Raw genomic sequence first — 19412 nt, 5'->3', positions numbered from 1 at the left:
AAGGGCTTTAAAACTACCGAAAAATCAAAAGGGGTTCGGAATAAGACTATTCCGAACCCCTTTTGTCGACAAACTGAAGCCATTCACCTTTTGTGAATGGCTTTTCTAATATGAATTAGTTAAGTTTAAAGACGCATCATCGATCAAGTTTAAATGTCAATCGTTGCTCCATAGCCAACCTCGCGATGAATAGTGATTCTTCCATCATGAACTTTAATGATGTTATTGGCCATGCCCAATCTTAGTTCGGATCCTCTATGTGCTGATCCAGTGTTGGTTCCGCGAATAAATCTTAAAAAATGAAACAAATCCTGTTTTAAGAAATTCCCTTATTTTTTCTTGGGACAATATCTGCAGCATGGTCAAAGTAGAAAGTGCGTTTCCCTTTTTTTAACATGACCAAAACGGCATGAATGCATAAAGTCAGCCACATGATGCTAACAAACGTGAAGATAGCCACTGTTACCCATACATGAATAGCGTAAAAGTGAGATTCTATTTCTAATTTAATGTGATCGAGAAGGTTAAGTGACATAGATGCCAGCCAAGGTAAATATAAGGCAACGGTTCTTTTTAGCATAGCTTGCCATGAAGGGATATCCCCCTCCAAATTCGCGAGTTTAAATCGCATTATACTTGTTCCGATTGTTTTTCCTCCCCATAGGAGAGGCAAAACAAAGTACAGCACCACAAAGCCAACTGTTGTATATATCATTTCTGCGAATCCACTTGATGTGAATAGTCCGACTGTGAAAGTAAACGTTAACTTAATGACAATATAATCTATAAGTACAGCAAGTAATTGCGACAGCGGCGGCACTAGAGGGCTCTTCTGCATTTTTTCCGCTTTCGCCAATAGTTTTTCCTTGGAAGGAAATAAAGCCAATATGACTGGAGCCACAAGAAAACCAAAGAGCGCACCTGTACTATTTAACATTAAATCGTCAACATCAAATAAACGATAGGGGCATTTATAAATTCCATAAATTCCAGTAACCTGTGTTATTTCGTAAAAGAGAGACAGGGCAAATCCTAAAGCTAATGCCTTTTTCCAATATTGTTTTTCTTTGAAAAAGTATCTCAAATATACGCCAAAAGGAAGTAATAATAGAAAATTAAATGCTGCCTGCCAGAAGGCACTTTGATTGAATATCTGAATATACGACCTCGGTTGTGACCAAATAATTGAACTGCTTTTAAAAATATCTCCTATAAAGGTGAATGGCTTTAATGAATAATAAATGGTATCTGGTGATTGAAAAGCACAAGTATTCCTAGTTGATGGAAGCGGCAGGAGAACTAAAAATAGTGCTGATAGCATATAGAAAATAAACGAGTAAACAACAATGGAAGCCCAAATACTAAAATATCCATACTTTCGATAGCTATATACCAGCCAGGGAATGACAAGTAGATAACCCAATACACCAAACATAATAAAGGCGGTCATGATCGGTTGGATATATACAGACATACATACACCTCTTTTTGCTCAGTATACTTTGAATCAATTTAAAAAGCAGGCAAAATGCGCTGATATTTACGCATCTTGTCTGCCTTATTATTGTTTAATTGGATACAAGATATTCATAGCGCAATTTTAAAGTAATTAGATAAGTCATTAGGCTGGCATGGTAAAATTAGGTGTAATTTTCCTGTTTTATTAATGAGGGGAGGCACCCAATTTATGAAGCTAACAATTTTGCATATAGAAGATGATCAAGAAATTGGCTCATGGGTAAGCAAATTTTTAACAGAACGTGGATATGAAGTCATTTGGATTACGTCTGGTCATGAGGCAATGAAGCATATGGAACGGGCTGATCTTGTTATCTTGGATATTATGTTGCCGGGGTTAGATGGTTATACAATCGGTCAGCGTCTGAAGAAGAAATACCCGAATACACCAATTATGATGCTATCGGCAAGAACTTCTATGGAAGATAAGTTACAGGGGCTCAGTTTCGCGGATGATTATATGACAAAGCCGTATCATCCTGATGAGTTAGCTGCCCGTATTCAAGTACTAGTAAGGCGATTAGGAGTTATTGCACCAGAAAATATCGAGGTTATGCATTTACGAATTGATCAGAAGTCAAATCGGATCATCAATACAATTTCTAAGGAAGATATTATTTTGACGGGAAAACAATTTCATATATTTATGTATTTATTAGACCACTTGAATCAAATATTGACGAAAAAACAAATTTACGAAGCAGTGTGGGGAGATGCTTATATTGAAAGGGATAAAACATTAATGGTTCACATACGCCATTTGCGTGAAAAAATTGAGTTGGACACAAGCAATCCGCAAATCATTGAAACAATCCGAGGGCTTGGATATAGGATGAAATCATGAATATCATACAATCTTTAATGACGAGATATTTGTTTCTTATTTTATTTGCCCTCGTCCTTTTTCCTCTTATTCCAGCCATTTATTATTCCCCTCTTCTGTTCAATAAAGGATTATACGATCCAAAGGAAATAGAAGCTATATGGAAGCGGGAAGCAGTTGAATTAGATGGCAAGGAAGCGAAGATAATTCATCATCGTCTTCAGTCTATAAAAAATAAGTATCCAAAGGCTAAGGTTTTCTGGGTAAATGGAAGTGGCGAATCTAGATTTATTGGAAAGAGGTCTGCCGATATTCCTGAAAATTGGACATTTACCGATTCTCTTATATTTATGGAGGAAAGCAAGTTTCATGTGGATACGTTTTTACAAAATAAAAACCCTCAAAATGTATATACCATTACGGCATTAATAGGAAACGATCCTAGACAAGGGATAATGGTTCTTCAAGTTCCAATTACTGATACAAACCTTGGCAGTATTTCTCTATACAAAGACTTTCCATTTATCATATTTTTTATTTCTGTTAGTGGAGCTTTTTTATTAATCTCTTGGTTTTTCTTCTTTAATATACGCAACCGGCTTGTTAAGCTTCAATTTGCGATGTCTGAAACGGGAGATGAAGGTATCCCTGATGAAGTCGGGATTAGAAAAATGGACGAGATTGGAAGGCTTGAAGGTGCTTTTAACGAGATGATCAACCAGTTGAAATGCAGCAGGGATAGAGAGAAAGAGGAAGAAAATCTTAGGAAACAGCTAATCGCCAATATGTCTCATGACTTGCGAACACCCTTAACAGTCATGAGACAGCACGTATATTCCGCAAAGAAGTACCCAGCATCCTCTGCAGTAATAGAATCACTTCAAATTGTTGAAAACAAACTGGATGATATGGACAAAATGATCAACAATCTTCTTTCTTACACACTGCTTTCAGCTGGTAAACATCCGATTGAAATGCGAGACACGGATATATTGGATGAAGTTCGGAAAGTTATAGCGGAATGGTATCCTATATTTGAACGGTATAAGTTTGACATAGATATTGATTTACCGGAAAGATCGCTGATATGGAAGGTAGACCCTATTTGGTTTAAAAGTATTTTGGATAATTTAATTCAAAATGTTACTCGGCATGCTCGTTCAGGGCGATATATTGGAATTCAGGCGGTTGAATGTCATGGCTCCACTTTCATTGTCATTAGGGACAGGGGGGAAGGGTTTAATCATGAATCTGAAGATAAAGGTGCCGGAATTGGGCTATCAATTGTTTCGCTTATGATGAAGGAAATGAATTTAGATTGGGAAATTGCCACTTCCTCGGAGGGAACCAGCATTTATTTGGGCATGAAAACTTAAACAAAACTTAAACAAGAAGTCATCTTAATGAACACCTTTGCAGTATATCCTTTTTATAAATAACAAATAGAAAGGATTGTGTTCAAATGGAGATGAGTACTCAAAAAATGAGAATGAGAAGAGAGAATGTCTTTTGAACTTAAAACATGAGAAACAATTAAAGTCAGAAATAGCTGACAAAACTTATTTGACTAAAGGATGGGGCTATACTGCAGCTCTTGCACTGTTGCCGTATGCGATTTTAAAATCGCTTTGGGCATGGGGATCAACGGTAGGAATTGAAACAAAACAAGCTCTACGAGATGTAGCAGGATTTGGCGATGCCTTAAAGGAAGGACCTGCTTTTCTATTTACGTTATATACCATCGGAATAGACTTCACCGCTGTCTTAGCAATACTGGCATCTTTATTTGCTTTAGCTCTTGTGACTTCTTGGGGGGAGAAACTGCCAAAATGGTTGTTAATCTTATCAGGGTGGTCAGTTGGGGTGTTGACAGTTCTAGTTAGCTTCTTGACAGCTCTTCAATTTTTGGGAGTGCTTCCTAAAGGATACACCGAAGGGTTAGCCACTTGGGTGTATGTAGTAACGTATGGAGGATTGTTCTTGTGGGGAGTAACTGTATTTATAGCAACTTTGTCGTTCCAGCATCGGATTAAAAACAAATAATTTCATAAAGATAAAGGATATTTTAAGCGATAACCTACTTCCAGAGCTTATCTTGAATACCCCTTTCAGTGTCCAAAAACACTTAACACTGAAAGGGGATTTGATGGTTGCCATCTCAAGGTACTTGAGCGCAGTACAGAATTAAAAGTGGTTGGCGCAGGTCTGGGTCTTAGTTCCAACGCTTGGAAAGGGATCGTGCGTTTGGGAACTATCGATGATTTAGAAATAAAATGCCGCCTCATAAAAAGCATGAAATTCCTTGATCAAAAAGGAGATCTGATAAGCGAAATGGATATTGAATGCTTAAACCATAAATATAAGGAAAAAGTCAGTTAGGGAGAATAAACATGAGCTTTAGAAGAGAGTCAAAAATTTTAGAAATCCCCAAATGGGGGGATATTTACATAAGTCCTGAGAAAGTGCCTTCGCCGTTCATGTAACTAAAGAAGAAAGAGATGCTATTTATTTAGATAGTTTTCTATGGCATTTAGGTAGTTGGAAAGCTGTTAATTTTTCTGCTAAAGATGAAGCTGTAGAATTTTTTGAAAAAAGAGCACTTAAATTTAAAAGACAAATATCTATGCATTTTCATTAAAAAGAGATTTTCAAAAATAAAAGAATACCCATCAGTAACTTTTTTTAATAGATGAGTGTAAAGTCTTTCACCCATTTATAAATCGTTGTTTCTGGCACGCCAAATCGCTGCTTAATTCTTTAACCGGGCTCCCAAAACGATACAAATCGACATTCTCTTAAAGTCATCATTATATTTTTCGCCTGCAGGTTTATCTTCTAATTCGGCCACATCCTCTCAAAATAATTCCAGGGGCTTAATTAAACGGTGTCCACGAAACTATATTAACTCCGCGTATTTATACCCTAATCTAAATTAAAGGAAATAGATACAAATAGTTTCTTTTTGAACAATTGGTCTATAAACCTGTTTTTTGAAAATTAACACCTTTTTAACAATGTACTTACAGTAAAAGTACAATCTTTATTTAAAATGTAAAAGAAGCATTTTTAATAAGGAGGAAGTTATGGGGAAAAGGTCTGTTTATACGTTAGCACTTGCCACTTGTTTATCTGTTTCAACATTTGTCTCAGAAATATCTGCCGAAGGGACGACGGAGTCTGTACAAACACCCAAGTTAGATGTTCAAAAAAACCCCTCATTACTTATTACTGAGTTGGTTCCGAATACAACTAATGTACCTGGCAGTTCAACCGATGCCTACGAATTTATTGAGATATATAACAATAGTGATCAACCTGTGTCATTGAAAAACTATCAATTAATTTATCGCTATCCAGATGGAAGTAAAGGAGATGCAACATGGACATTTAAAGAAAATAAAACGATTCCTGCACAAGGCACGATCGTAGTTTGGGTGAAAAATGAAGCCAATGCAGATTTGACATTAGCTGACTTTAACAAGCAGTTCAATAGTCAATTGACAGAAGATCAATTAGCGACGGTAGAATCAGCAGGAATGTCGAATACAGCTGCACGGACATTAGCAATTGCTGATACATATACGAACGAATTATCAGAAGCAAGCTATTCACCAGACCAAGTGCAAGAAAATAAAGGTATTCAATATCAATTATCGGCTGATCAAAAAAAGATGGATGTCATCCATTTTAGTGAGCCGGCAACACCAGGAGCAGTCTTGCCAGAGCAAGTGCCGGAAGAACCTGTGCATGTTGTTGAGGATACAGTAGCTCCTGTGATTGAACATACTCCTGTGGCTTCTATTCAAGCAGGTGAAGATGTCCAGCTGAATGCTCAAGTGACAGATGATACAACGGTGAAAAATGTCAAAGTCACGTATCGATTGAATCAAGATAGCCCTTCGACAGAAATAAATATGTCAGCTGATGCACAGACGCCTAATACATATACGACAGTAATTCCTAAAGAAGAGATGGTAGGAAAAGAAATCTTTTATCAAATCCATGCATTTGATGGAGTGAATATAGCAAAAACAGAAGAATATAAAGTAACCGTAGAAGGGCATACATACGATTCGCAGAAAGTTCCTCAGCTGTTAATGACGGAACTTGTGCCTGATTCCGCTAATGTTGGCGGTCTTGATGGGTATGAGTTTATCGAGGTGTATAACAATACGACAGAAACGGTGAACTTGAAAGACTATAAGATTCGTTATCGTTATCCAGCAGAAGGCCCAGGCGCTGATTTGATTTGGGGACTAGAGAAAGAAGACATCCTTTTGCCATCAGGTGGAACAATGGTATTTTGGATCATTAATGGAGCGAATCAAGATAAAACAGTAGCTGACTTTAACAGTCACTATAATGTTGATTTAATAGAAGACAAGAATATTGTGAAGGTATTTTCTGATGGAATGGCAAATAGCGGCGCTCGCGGCATTTCAATTGCGACAAATACAGGGAAAGACGTTTCAGTAGGCTATTATAATGATGAAGGAACGAAAGATGATACGATAGCTGACAAAGGCATCTTGTATACATTTCCGACAACACCGGGTGATACGGTAATGAAGAAATACAGCAGCGGCAAGGATATGGCAACACCAGGAACACTAGCCGACCGTCAAAAGCCAGCTCAAAAGGTAAAATTACCAATTGATAATGAAAAACCAGTCGTATCGGATATTACGGATCAAACACCCGTATCTGAAATGAATGATATCCAACTAACTTTTGATATAAAAGACAATCATGCTGTGAAAACAGCCCGTTTATTTTACAAAACAAATAAAGATTCTCATTATCAATCTGTTGATTTAACAGAAAACTATGATGATAAATTGTACCACCATGCCATTTACTCTCCTAGTTTAATAGGCAAACAATCGGTTGAATATTATCTGGTTGTGTCGGACGGAGTGAATGAGACAAAGACAGAGGCGAAGAAGATTTCTATTTTACAAGATCAGCAACAAACCGGGATCGGTTTGAATGTAGAAGATGACTCTTTATTAAATAAAACAGCTTTAATTAAAGCTTCCCATCCAAAAGAATTTGCGAATACGAAGCTTTCCATTGATGGCAAGGATGTAACAGCGGAAACCACACCAGCTTTAGCAGAACCGGCTTATTTTGCTTTCGATGTAAAGAAGGTAAACCTTTATTTTAAAAATGGTGTCACTATTGGCGATGAAACATTACATATTTTTGATGATACGATCGATACATATGTAACAAAAACTGTTCCGGTCGATCCCAAATATTTTGAACAAGGAAAGGATGCTATTATTTCCATCCGCTCCGGAACAAAGGTATCTCCTTTTGATGAAGAATCCGAGGAAAACCGAGATGATTTTTACGTAAAAAACGTCCGGCTCGTATTAAAAGATGGAACGATCATTTACGATCCTGCTTACAGCAATCCAGATAAAGAAATTTCAGTAGGAGACGGAGCGTCAGCCAAACCAGTCATTGATTTCTCTTTTAAAGTGCCAGATGAGAAATTTATTGCAAAAGCTTATAAATGGGACACAACGAAAGCGCAGGAAGGCACTCACATTGTTGAGGCAACAAACGGAGAGGAAAAAGCCCGGGCAAACGTCATTGTTGATAATCGCGGGCCAGCCTTGACAGCCACTCTAGAAGAGGGGAAGGAATATAAAGGTCCGATCTCTATTAACGTTGAGGCAAAGGATGATTTGTCAGGGGTTGATAAAGTAACAGCAGAACTTGATGGAAAAGAAATCAGCCTTCCGCTTGAAACATCTTCCGCCAAACTAAAACCGGGTGCACATACGCTAAAAATAACAGCTGTCGATCAGGTAGGAAATGAAGCGGCTAAAACTGTTACATTTCATGTTGCTGAAGAGCAGCCGTATAAGCCAGAAGCAGTAAATCCAAAAGATGGTGCGAAGAATGTTTCTACTTCTACAAAATTAAAAGTGAAAGTGTCTGACCCAACAAAAGATGCTCTTGATGTGTCATTTATGAAAGGTTATCAGTATAAAGCGAATGAAGCAGATCATGTGTCTGTATACGAAAACAACGTGGATCGTGAACCGCCAAAGGAAATGATCCCTGCTGGAGAACAGCCTGTAACAGATGTTGACAAGTTAGCAGCGGCTGATCAACAGTATGTGACAACGAAGTCAACCGATCAATTTCCATACCAGCGCTTTGAAGTGAAAGTAGACGAAGAGGTTAGTGAAAATGATGAAATTGAGCTGAACTGGGAAGGGAAATCACTAATTGGCCGTAAAGTGTCCATGTATGTATGGAATTACAAAGCGAACAAATGGGAACTAACAGAGTGGAAAGTGGCTGAAGATGATAAGAACTTTAAGTTACAAGGTAGTGTGAAGGGTTCCGATTATGTGAAGGATAAGAAAGTACAGGTAATGGTTCAAGATGAGATTGCCTCGACAACTCAATTTGATTATTCCTTTATTTGGATGTCTGACACACAATATTACTCTGAAAGCTATCCGCATATTTTTAAGAAAATGACTGAGTGGACCGTTGCTCAAAAAGAAGAGATGAATATTAAATATGCCTTTCATACGGGAGATCTTGTAGATGAGGCTGACCAGGAGTATCAGTGGAAACACGCTGACGAATATATGGGATATTTAGATAAAGGGAATGTCCCGTATGGCGTGTTGGCCGGTAATCATGATGTTGGCCATAAAACAGGTGATTATAATGAATATGGAAAATACTTTGGAGAAGCTCGTTTTAAAGACAAAGATTACTACGGGGAATCTTATAAAAATAACCGTGGTCATTATGACCTGATTAGCTCAAATGGCAATGATTTTATCATGCTGTATATGGGATGGGGGATCAATGACGAAGATATTGCCTGGATGAATAAAGTACTGGCTAAATACCCTGAGAGGAAAGCAATTCTAAGCTTCCATGAATACTTACTTGTGTCAGGAAATCGCAGTCCAATCGGTGATAAAGTGTATAATGAAGTGGTTCTTCCGAATCAAAATATTATTGCTGTTTTATCCGGTCATTATCATGATAGTGAAACGTTAGTGGATGAAATTGATGATGATAAAGATGGCAAGCCCGATAGAAAAGTATATCAAATGCTAGCTGATTACCAAGGGGGACCAGAAGGTGGACAAGGGTTTCTGCGTATTATGCAAGTAAATCCCGTTGAAAACAAAATTTACATGAAAACGTACTCCCCTTACCTTGATAAATTTAATTACTATAATACGACGGAGTATCCAGGAAAAGATGAGTTTGTCATTGAAACGGATTTGACACCAAAGGAAAAAGTAGTAGCTACCGACTCCTTTAAAGCGAATGTATTCACAGATAAGAAAATCGGTGAACAAACAGGTGTGAAAGATCAACAAACACCAGAGGTTTCTTGGAATAACCTTCAGGCGAATAAAGAGCATGGCTGGTATGTCACCGTCAAAGATCAATTTGAAGGAGAAGTGCGTTCAGACGTATGGACATTTACAACCAAAGCAAAGGAAACAGGCGGTGGCGGTGGCGGAACAACAGAGCCACCTAGCAAACCAGAGATGCCTAATGGCCAAGAGAAAATTATCGAAATCAACGAAGAGCAAATCCAAGCGGGTTCACATGAATGGCGGCTTGATATGAAAGAAGAGAAGGCCGAACGGATGAGTTTAGTCCTATCAAAAGAGTTAGTGAAGAAATTAGCCGCTAGCCAACAGCCAATGAAGGTTGTTCTTGATGGAGGTCATGATATGATACTTTCATCAGAAAACCTCACTTATTTACAGGAGCAAGACGACGAAATGATTCATATTAAAGTGTCCAAAAAAGCGCAAGTGGCCAAAGCTGCAGCTGCTCCCCAATTCAAATCTGAGGTTGTAGAGGTATCCATTTTAGCTGGAGAAAAAACCGTTATTTCTGATTTACCGACACCGCTTTTATTCAGTATGAAGTTGAACGGCTCCGTTGAAAAAGATAAAACAACAGGTGCTTCTTATAACGAGAAAACACAGAAGTGGGAGTATGCCGGGGGCTATTTGCAAGGGGAACATTGGGTCATCCCGATAAGACAAGATTCTAGATTCACCGTACTTTCCAGTGATAAAGTCTTTAAAGATACCAATCAGCACTGGGCAAAGAAGGAAATTCATTCCCTTGCTTCAAAACTGATTACAAGCGGAAAAACGGAGGAGCTATTCGCTCCAGAACAAAGGTTAACAAGAGCAGAATTTTCTGTCTTACTAGTTCGTGCGATGCAAGTACCGATGAAAGAATACGAGGGGATTTTTAAAGATGTCCCAGAAAGCAAGACTTGGGCAGCTGCTCAGATTGAAGCAGCCAATCGAGCAGGAATAGTATTCGGAAAAGAAGGAGGAGTATTTGATGCTGATGCCAATATTACCCGTGAACAAATGGCTGCTATGATTATTCGTGCAATTGAGTATCAGCAGCTGCAACTGCTAGATTCATTGAAGTTAAACCAATCATTTAAAGATGACAACCGCATAAATAATTATGCCAGGGTGCCTGTCAAACAAGCTGTAGAGCTTGGTCTTATTAATGGTTATAAAAATGGCAAGTTTGAACCGAAAAAGGATACAACAAGAGCGGAAACAGCTGTTGTACTTTATCGAATGCTGAACAAATTAAATAAAAATTAATAGAGAAAAGCCAGCAAAAATGATTTCTATTGCTGGCTTTTTGTTTTTTTTTGCGAATCCGCAAATGTCCTGTGTTTCGGACATCCATAACCCGTAACGGCAGAATATCGCTGATCCGCAAGCCAGAATTGATGCCAAACGTAAATGAAAAATAATCCCGATACGGTTGGTGCAACAACCACTTCTTAATCATCAGGATCTTTTCTGGGCTCTGGATCGGTTCCACACTATTTTGTCCTTGTTTCGTCGTCATAAAAGGTTGCCTCCAGTTGCTATAAAAGATGGATTATGTCTCATTTAGTACGACTATACAATGCGACGCAATCGCTATTATGTTGCATTCGTGTTTTTATATCCTTCCATATATGCAAAAAAGGTAGGAAAGTTGAATATGTTATATTTTAATTAAATAGATAGCAATAATATGAGTTCATCTAATTATTTAAAGACCTAAGTAGCATAAAGTATTTCGGAGGCGTTTAATGAAGAGAAATCCTCGAAAAATAACTATATTTTCAACAGGTATACTCTTGCTTTTTATATTTTTTGTTTTATATGATTACTTCAAATTTAATGAGCTCAATTGGATCGAAAACTTTTTGAAGTCTTTATTTATATTAACTTTTGTAAGAATCTTGAGTTGGTTATTTGATAGTAAAAAACAGCAAACGTAATCAATGACGCATAAAAGAAAACAGCCCTCAATGAGAGAGCTGTTTTCTTTTTAATTCCCTTTATTTCACAAAACTTACTAGTGTCTCTGTGGCTTGTCTCTCACGAGTCCATTTCAGGGAACACATAGTAAAACACCTCAGAATTTAAAATTCACTTAATTCAGCTGATACGTGTATCAGTTGAATTAGTCTTCGGAAGGTTTGCGAAATACTTTGATGTGTTGCTTTTTCATGTTAAAAGTAAACTCTATGTCCCAACCAGACTTTTTAACTTTAATTACATCTTCTTTAAAGTAAAATACAAACGCCGTGTCTAATTCTTCATCAACAATTAAATAATTAGGGGCCTCGTTCCAAAGTGAGAACTCTGCATTAGTGTATAATTTCCAACCATTATTTAACTCGTGTTGTTTCATGTGAGGTAGTTCACTGAATTTTTCCATTTGTTTTCTCCACGCTTCTTTCGGTGATTTTAATTCTCCGTTTGATTCTTCATACATAGTCTTACACCTTCTCGTTATTATAAATTTTCTATTTTTATTGAATAATCTACTTGGCTAACTAAAGAAGAAACAGCCTATAATTTTGAGTCTGACACCGAACCAAAAAAGCTGTCGGTTTTAACTTCTAAAGATCGGGGCATCTCTAATAAAGCATAATAACCATGATGTTGCATTGACAACTTTGTTTATTTTATATTCCATCCGGTTGTTTGATTAGTTTAAAATCTTCATCATCAAGTGCATTTCCCCTACTTATATGCAATTTCCACTCCTTATCTTTCTTTACAAGATGCATAGGTACTTGCTCAACGCTGCCATCCTCGTACTCTATTACTGTAATAACGGTTGCTTTATCTTCTGTTACACTTTTGACATTCTTAATTTCATAGTCCTCTAATGGTGAAACACCTTCTTCAAGTGTTTTATATGTTTTTAGCTTCACTTCGCGATCATCATTAAAACGATCATCAATAACTAAATCAACCAAACTTTCATGGTCTTTTGCTTTAACTAACTCTATATACTCTTTTACAAATTTCTCTGGAGAAAGACTGCCTTGTATCTCAGAGTTTGTTAGAAACGGAGTAACTACAACAGCGATTGCTGCAACAGCTAGAAACGGAACGAACCAAAGCTTTCTCATTTAATCCCACTACCTTCCATTTTATGATTATGTTACCATTTAGAGTTAAGATAGTTAAGCTTATTTATTTTTTTCATTTAATTTAATAAGAGCCCCTCGTAAAATTTAATAATTCTTCTGGATGCTTCGTTACAGAAACAACACAATTACCACTATGTTACATTCTTAACTTTGTTTTTCTTATATACCGTCTGGTTGTTTAATCGGTTTAATTAGTGCATAACACATTGATATAAAGAACATAAGTTCGTATAATTATTTTAAAAAGGAACTAATGTTCCTATATGGAGGTATCCAAATGTTATATGAAGATAGAAAAATGCTAAAGTGGCAGGGGTTTATGTTGTCGGAACATACAGAACAGCTCCAAGAAACTAAACCTGTTGTAAAAGAAATAGCGATAGATGAACAGCAAAAAGAAGTGTTTGATCGAGTTTTACGTCATGCCTATAATCAGCAATTGCCTGTCACGGTTCATTTAAATACGTTTGGTTATCCGTATATGGAAGTAACGGGTGTCATTCAATCCTTTCATCACAAACCTAATCACTTGAAAGTTTTAGGAAAGGGAGTGATATGCACAAAGGATATAGTGGCGGTAGATTTTGCGAATAAGAAGGATGAAGGAGATGGATATTGATTATACGTTGCTCCCTAAACGTTCTATTCTTTGCATAGACGTTAAATCTTTCTTTGCCAGTGTAGAAGCTGTCAGGCGTAAAATACACCCTCTGGATGCCTATATTATTGTGATTGCCAATATAAATAGGTCTGGTTCAGTGGTATTAGCTGCTTCTCCACGAGTGAAAAAGGAATTTGGCATCCAAACGGGTTCCAGAGCCTTTGAAATCCCTCATGATCCACGATTCATACTGGTGGAACCGTCTATGAAGCTTTATTTAAAAGTAAATAAAATGATCATAGACATCCTTAAACGTTTTGTAGCAGATGAAGATTTGCATATTTACAGTATTGATGAAGCATTCCTTGATGTGACAGCTTCCAGAAAGCTGTTTGGAAACAAACTTGAAGTGGCTCGCACCATACAGAAAGTCGTTTTTAAAGAATTAAAGTTAGTCGTCACGATTGGAATTGGCGATAATCCTCTTTTAGCAAAACTAGCTCTCGACAATGAAGCAAAGAATGCAGCGAATGGGCTTGCTTATTGGTCGTATGAGAATGTCAGTGAAACGATCTGGAAGATCGAATTGAAAGATATGTGGGGAATATCGACAGGGTACATACATAGGTTACATCGTTTAGGGATTCATTCTGTCTATGATCTGGCTCATGCTGATCAACATAAGCTGAAAGACCGGCTTGGCCTAATGGGCTTACAACTTCACTACCACGCATGGGGAGTAGATTATAGCATTTTATCTGAAAAGCCCCAAGCGAAAGAAAAATCATTTTCTAAAAGTCAGATATTACTGCGTGATTATTACAACGAACGAGAGATTATGATTGTGATTCATGAAATGGTGGATGAAGTAGCGATGAGACTTCGTTTGCACCACGTAGCAGCCGGGAAAATCGCTCTTGCTATTAGCTATTCTCGGGACATTGAAGAAAGGGGATTTACACATCAAACACAGCTGCCTAGACAGACAAACTGCACGAAAGACCTGAATACTCAATTTGAAAAACTGTTTAAAAAATATTGGAGAGGACAGCCGATCCGGCAAATTTATGTGGGATGCGGCAAATTGGAACCGGCCTTGTATGAACAAATGGATTTATTTAGTACAAATGAAGAACTGGAAAAAAAACATGCACTTGATGAGGCCATGGACGAAATAAGGTTCCGTTTTGGGAAAAGTTCAATCTTTTGGGCGCATAGCCTGTTGCCAGGAGGAACCTTCCTGAAAAGATCCAATCATGTTGGGGGACATAGAGGGGAATAGAAGAAGGATATTCAATAAAAGCAGCTGAATAGTTACTCGAAGAAATTGCCTCCATTTGTCTGTCTTTTGTTTGGTCATCGACATTATAGCGGACGGGCGATTTTTTGTATTAAAAGAGCTGTCCATAAGTCAGTTATCCCGACTTATGGACAGCCTCTTAAAATGATTTGTAAAACATATTAAATCGTTAACAAATGATGACTTTCAGAATGACTGTAAACAAATTTCCCATCGACCATCGTTGCTACTACTCTAGTGTTTGGAATTTCATCTGGCGGGATTTGGAAAATATTTTTATTCATGATGATAATATCTGCGAATTTTCCTTCTTCTAATGTGCCTAATTCATGCTCTCTAAACACACTATAAGCAGATCCTTGTGTATAGGCTTTTAATGCAGCAGCCACGGTGAAACTTTCTTGTTCATTCCATGTATGTTCACCTGTGTGATCCATTCGAGTAACCGCATGGTAGATTTGTTTCATAGGATCTAAGGACGCAACTGGAAAATCCGTCCCGAAAGCTACATCAGCCCCTGCTTTCTTTAAGGATTCGCCAGGATAAATATAAGGGTATTTCTTCTCATCTACTCGGGTTGTATGGCTAGTTATAGGCATGAGGGCTAAATGAGAAGGCTGCACGGATGCAATCACCCCTAAGTCTTTAAATCTCTTTATATCACCTGGATGGATAATCTCAATATGCTCTAACGCATGGCGAGAATCTCTCTCTCCATTTTCTTTTCGTGCTTCTTCAAACATATCCAATCCTATATGAACAGCCCCGTCGCCAATGGCGTGAAAGCGAATTTGAAACCCTTCCTTATCTGCTTCCAACACCCATTCTGTCAACTGTTCCACAGAAAAAACGGTTTCTCCTTTTGTATCTGGTCTATCTGCATAAGGATCAAGCATATAAGCCGTATGACCTGTAACTACTCCATCAATAAATTGTTTTAATCCGGTAAATTTTAATTTTTCTGATTGATAGCTATCACGTAATGTTTTTGCTCTTTCCATCTCTCCATTTAAAGCAGGATAGAGATGGATACGTGCCGTTAATTTACCCTCGTCATCAAACTTTTTAAAAAGATCAAACCCTTCATTCAGGCTAGGATACAGATCATTTACTGACGTCACACCTAGTTTAGCAGCGTGCTGAAGGAAAGACGCTAGCAATTCCTCTTGTTTTTCCCTAGGAAATGCCATTGCCTTCTCTGAAACTAAAGAGATCGCTTTTTCAATGAGGATCCCGGTCGGTTCTCCCATCGTATCTTTTTCAATTATTCCGTATGGGGGATTCTTCGTTTGACTATGAATATTGGCTACTTCCAAAGCTTTACTATTGACCCATGCATAATGAAATTCCGCATGATATAAAAAGACTGGACGCTCCTTCACTACGTTGTCAAGCGTAGAACGGTGGGGAAACTGATGATTCTCCCAATTGTTGCTATCCCAGCCATTTCCAATAATCCATTCATCTGCAGGGTTTTTTTCAGCAAACTCTTTTACCATCATGACGGCTTCTTCTTCAGAACGTGCAGACTGTAAGTTAACACTGAAATCATTAGTTAAACTTCCACTCAACAGATGAAGATGAGCATCATGGAACCCTGCTGTAATAAGTTGATCTCCAAAATCTAATTTTTTTGTGTCAGACCCTATAAAGGGTTGCATCTCGTTTGAGTCGCCAACCGCCACAATTTTGTTTCCTTTTACGGCAATTGATGCAGGAGAAGGCTGATCCCCTAAACCTGTAAAAACTGCTTGACTCGAAAGAATGATATCTGCTTTTGTCATTTTAAACCCTCCAATTATATAGTATTCAGTAAATTATGCGGATAAATCCATTTCTGGCGGCCTCTTTTTGAATCCCTTTGTTAGATAAGTTAAATAAATAACACCAGCCAGAGCCCATATACTCCCTAAAACTTTGGAGTAAGTATCTAGGTTTAGTAACAGCCATATATCTAAAACAGCCCCTATTAATGGCACAATAAGATAGAGGACTGTCCCTTTTATGGTTCTCTGTTGTTTTCGGATAAAGTAGTGACCGATAACCGAAAGATTAACAAATGTAAAGGCAAGAAAGGCTCCAAAGTTAATGAATGAAGCGACAATTGTCAAACTCAGCACCAAGGCTAATAAGGAAATCAAGCTAATGACAAGAATGTTGTTAACCGGGGTGTTTAACTTAGGATGCAGGCTTCCAAAAAACTTTTTCGGCAATTGACCATCTCTGCCCATAGCATATAGAACACGAGCCCCACTCGCTTGGGATACCATAGCTGACCCAAAAATACCAACTGCAGTAAGTGCAAGAAAGAGCGCGTCTACAAAATTCCCGCTAATTAACAGAATGATTTCATGTGAGGCGGCATCGGCATTTTTAAAAGACATATAATTTGGCCAAACATTATGTGCAATATAAGAAACGGTTGTAAAAATTAAGCCGCCAACTATTGTAATGATGAACACAGCCCGTGGAATATTCTTTTCAGGTTGAATGGTTTCCTCAGCAAAAGTCGTAACCGAATCAAAGCCAAGAAAGGAAAAGCAAAGCAAAGCAGCTCCAGCAATAATGAAAGAGAATGATTCTTTTGGGTTGTAAAAAGGAAGGCTTGTAAACAGTTCTCCTGTTCCTTCCCCTTGTAAAATCGACCGAATGGCCAAAACACAGAAAAGGATAATGAACCCTACACCAAAGATAGTGATCAATATGTTTGCGCCAGTTGCTAATTTAATCCCTCTGATATTGACGATGGTTACTAACGTTAACATCAATAAAATCCATATGTAACTAGGAATGGACGGAAAGGCCGCCTGATAAAATATACCGAATAGTAAATAGTTCACCATAGGAATAAGCAGATAATCCATTAAGAGCGACCATCCTACCAAAAAACCGACATGGGGATTAATCGACTTTTGGGTATAGGTATAGGCGGATCCTGCCACTGGAAAGGCTTTAGCCATTTGCCCATAACTATAGGCTGTAAATAGCATAACAATCGTGGCTAGAATATAAGCACCCGCCACCATTCCATGTGAAATCTGCGCTGCCACTCCATATGTGCTAAAAACCGTCCCAAATGCCATAAAGGAAAATCCAAAAAGGACAACAGGCAACAGAGTCAATGTCCTCTTCATCTCTTTAGTTTCTGACATCTAACAACCTCCTTTTCAACTAATATTAAGAATATTGCAAATTTTATACCAATTAGCGCAAGCGATGATTTTATCCTTTAGAAACCGAAAAAACCATTCCGAAACTATTCCAAAACGCATATTTTATGCTATTATTCATAATTTAAACCTCGTGTGGATGTTAATTAAGAAAAACTTGCAGGCGTTGTCACTTGTCCCTTTTTCACACAGAAGATAAACGGCCGCTTTATAGTCCTTCTAAGTCGGGATAGGAGCAGGAAAAAGTACGTTTGGAAAATTAAAAAATAATAGATTTAATAGAGTAGTTTATAGATAGAGCTTTAACCGATTTAGAAACAGATGGAGATACAGGAGAAAAAGCGTTTATTGCTAAAAATTAATAAAGTTTTTAAATCAGGTGGCTATGACAAAACAAATGAAAAGTGACAGGGATTTAATTATCAATTTGACTTCTCTCAAAAACATGATTTTTGGGGGGGAATGTGTATGTGGATTTAGATAGCGGTTCTGCTGCTGTTTACAGCGATGCTAGCGATATGGTTACAACTAAAGAATAACGAATGCATAGCAGAGATGTAGAAAGGGCTTATCATAAAACTTCATTGTACACGAGCAACTTATCATGATTTCAAATTCGTTCCATTCTCTCCAATTGCAGTTTCATTACTCATTTAAAATCCCAAAGAATCATTTCTTTAAACCGTGATAGGAAATAGATATAATGTTTAAGATTATAGTGCTTAAGATAAGGAGCTTAATGGAATAAAGGTTATCATTGTGGAAAAGCCATCTGTAGCTAAAAGCATTGCTGATGCTTTAAAAATAAGAACAAAAAAAGAAGGGAGCTTGTTTTTAAACAAACTCCCATTTATATAGAATGATATATTCTTCAAGACTGTATTAGTTTTGTTGCAGGAAATCCTCGGTTGAAATTACATTGGCATACATACTTTTAAGTGCGCTGACAAACGCATAGTGAACCTGTTCTGCTGGAACGACCTTATCTTGATAAGATAAGTCCCTTGTCGCACAGGCATCTTCAATCAGTGTAGCTTCAAAGCCTAGATCCACTGCAGCTCTAACTGTGGCATCAATACACATATGCGTCATCATACCTACAATTACTAGCTTGGTTACTCCTTTTTCTTTTAATTTGCTTTCTAATTCAGTTTTTAAAAAGCTGTTAGCGAAATGTTTTATAATAATGCGTTCGTGTTCTAACGGTAGAACAGCTTCATTTATTTCCACTCCCTCCGTATTTGGAAGAAAGAAGCCTAACTCTGGACTACTTGCGACATGCTGGACATGAAAAATATTATCTTTGTTATTTTGTCTAAACCAATTAAGAATTTTAGCCGCATTAGCGGCTGCTTTTTCAGGATTGCTTAATTCCATCCTTCCATTCGGAAAATAGTCATTTTGAATATCGACAATGATTAAAGCTGAGCTCATTTTTTTCACCTCATTTAAAATTTTAATTACAATATAATGATAAATAACATCTTAATTTTTATCGATACTTTGGCGAAACACTT

General features: G+C 37.5%; 12 protein-coding genes. 6 read left to right on the top strand and 6 right to left on the bottom strand.

The annotated features are described in order from the left end of the window. Positions 1 to 316: 316 nt before the first annotated feature. The gene (locus ACH0BF_RS13650) at positions 317 to 1474 is read right to left on the bottom strand and encodes a VanZ family protein (protein ID WP_406909507.1); all 1158 of its coding nucleotides are present in this window, start codon (positions 1472 to 1474) and stop codon (positions 317 to 319) included. A 213-nt stretch (positions 1475 to 1687) separates the two neighbouring features. Between ACH0BF_RS13650 and ACH0BF_RS13645 the strand changes: the two genes are divergently transcribed. The 4 genes from ACH0BF_RS13645 to ACH0BF_RS13630 all read left to right on the top strand — a co-directional run bounded on the left by ACH0BF_RS13645 (position 1688) and on the right by ACH0BF_RS13630 (position 10983). Further along, positions 1688 to 2362 carry a response regulator transcription factor gene (locus tag ACH0BF_RS13645; protein WP_340854421.1) on the top strand — a complete coding sequence of 225 codons (675 nt, stop codon included), beginning with the start codon at positions 1688 to 1690 and terminating at the stop codon, positions 2360 to 2362. After that, positions 2359 to 3717, top strand: a complete 1359-nt coding sequence (locus ACH0BF_RS13640) for a sensor histidine kinase (RefSeq protein ID WP_340854419.1) — start codon at positions 2359 to 2361, stop codon at positions 3715 to 3717. The genes ACH0BF_RS13645 and ACH0BF_RS13640 overlap by 4 nt, the downstream gene beginning before the upstream one ends. 133 nt (positions 3718 to 3850) lie before the next feature. Next, positions 3851 to 4384 carry a hypothetical protein gene (locus ACH0BF_RS13635; protein WP_406909506.1) on the top strand — a complete coding sequence of 178 codons (534 nt, stop codon included), beginning with the start codon at positions 3851 to 3853 and terminating at the stop codon, positions 4382 to 4384. 1040 nt (positions 4385 to 5424) lie between these two features. Beyond that, a complete protein-coding gene (locus ACH0BF_RS13630) occupies positions 5425 to 10983 on the top strand; it encodes an S-layer homology domain-containing protein (RefSeq protein ID WP_406909505.1) in 5559 nt (1852 codons plus the stop codon). Positions 10984 to 11842: 859 nt separating this feature from the next. On the opposite strand, the gene ACH0BF_RS13625 is transcribed toward ACH0BF_RS13630, so the two are convergent. Then, positions 11843 to 12157 (bottom strand): hypothetical protein, encoded by a 315-nt coding sequence (locus tag ACH0BF_RS13625; RefSeq protein ID WP_340854413.1) that lies wholly within the window; start codon positions 12155 to 12157, stop codon positions 11843 to 11845. A gap of 193 nt (positions 12158 to 12350) precedes the next feature. Then, entirely contained in the window at positions 12351 to 12803 is a 453-nt protein-coding gene (locus ACH0BF_RS13620; protein ID WP_340854411.1) for a hypothetical protein, read from the bottom strand. 298 nt (positions 12804 to 13101) lie between these two features. On the opposite strand from ACH0BF_RS13620, the gene ACH0BF_RS13615 reads away from it, so the two are divergent. Together ACH0BF_RS13615 and ACH0BF_RS13610 are read left to right on the top strand one after the other, a co-directional pair. Continuing rightward, entirely contained in the window at positions 13102 to 13443 is a 342-nt protein-coding gene (locus ACH0BF_RS13615) for a YolD-like family protein (protein WP_340854409.1), read from the top strand. After that, positions 13433 to 14707 carry a Y-family DNA polymerase gene (locus ACH0BF_RS13610; protein ID WP_406909504.1) on the top strand — a complete coding sequence of 425 codons (1275 nt, stop codon included), beginning with the start codon at positions 13433 to 13435 and terminating at the stop codon, positions 14705 to 14707. Before ACH0BF_RS13615 ends, ACH0BF_RS13610 begins: the two co-directional genes overlap by 11 nt. A gap of 179 nt (positions 14708 to 14886) precedes the next feature. Here ACH0BF_RS13610 and ACH0BF_RS13605 read toward each other — a convergent pair whose 3' ends face one another. The 3 genes from ACH0BF_RS13605 to ACH0BF_RS13595 all read right to left on the bottom strand — a co-directional run bounded on the left by ACH0BF_RS13605 (position 14887) and on the right by ACH0BF_RS13595 (position 19329). Beyond that, complete coding sequence (locus ACH0BF_RS13605; RefSeq protein WP_406909503.1) at positions 14887 to 16509, bottom strand: amidohydrolase; 1623 nt, start codon at positions 16507 to 16509, stop codon at positions 14887 to 14889. A gap of 33 nt (positions 16510 to 16542) precedes the next feature. After that, positions 16543 to 17877 carry an APC family permease gene (locus ACH0BF_RS13600; protein ID WP_340854403.1) on the bottom strand — a complete coding sequence of 445 codons (1335 nt, stop codon included), beginning with the start codon at positions 17875 to 17877 and terminating at the stop codon, positions 16543 to 16545. A 900-nt stretch (positions 17878 to 18777) separates the two neighbouring features. Then, the gene (locus tag ACH0BF_RS13595; RefSeq protein ID WP_406909502.1) at positions 18778 to 19329 is read right to left on the bottom strand and encodes a cysteine hydrolase family protein; all 552 of its coding nucleotides are present in this window, start codon (positions 19327 to 19329) and stop codon (positions 18778 to 18780) included. Positions 19330 to 19412: the final 83 nt, after the last annotated feature.

The sequence above is a fragment of the Pseudobacillus sp. 179-B 2D1 NHS genome, assembly GCF_045370945.1.
Taxonomy (GTDB): Bacteria; Bacillota; Bacilli; order Bacillales; family Domibacillaceae; genus Pseudobacillus.
Note: the sequence above shows the minus strand (reverse complement) of the source record. Positions and strands in the feature narration are given on the sequence as shown.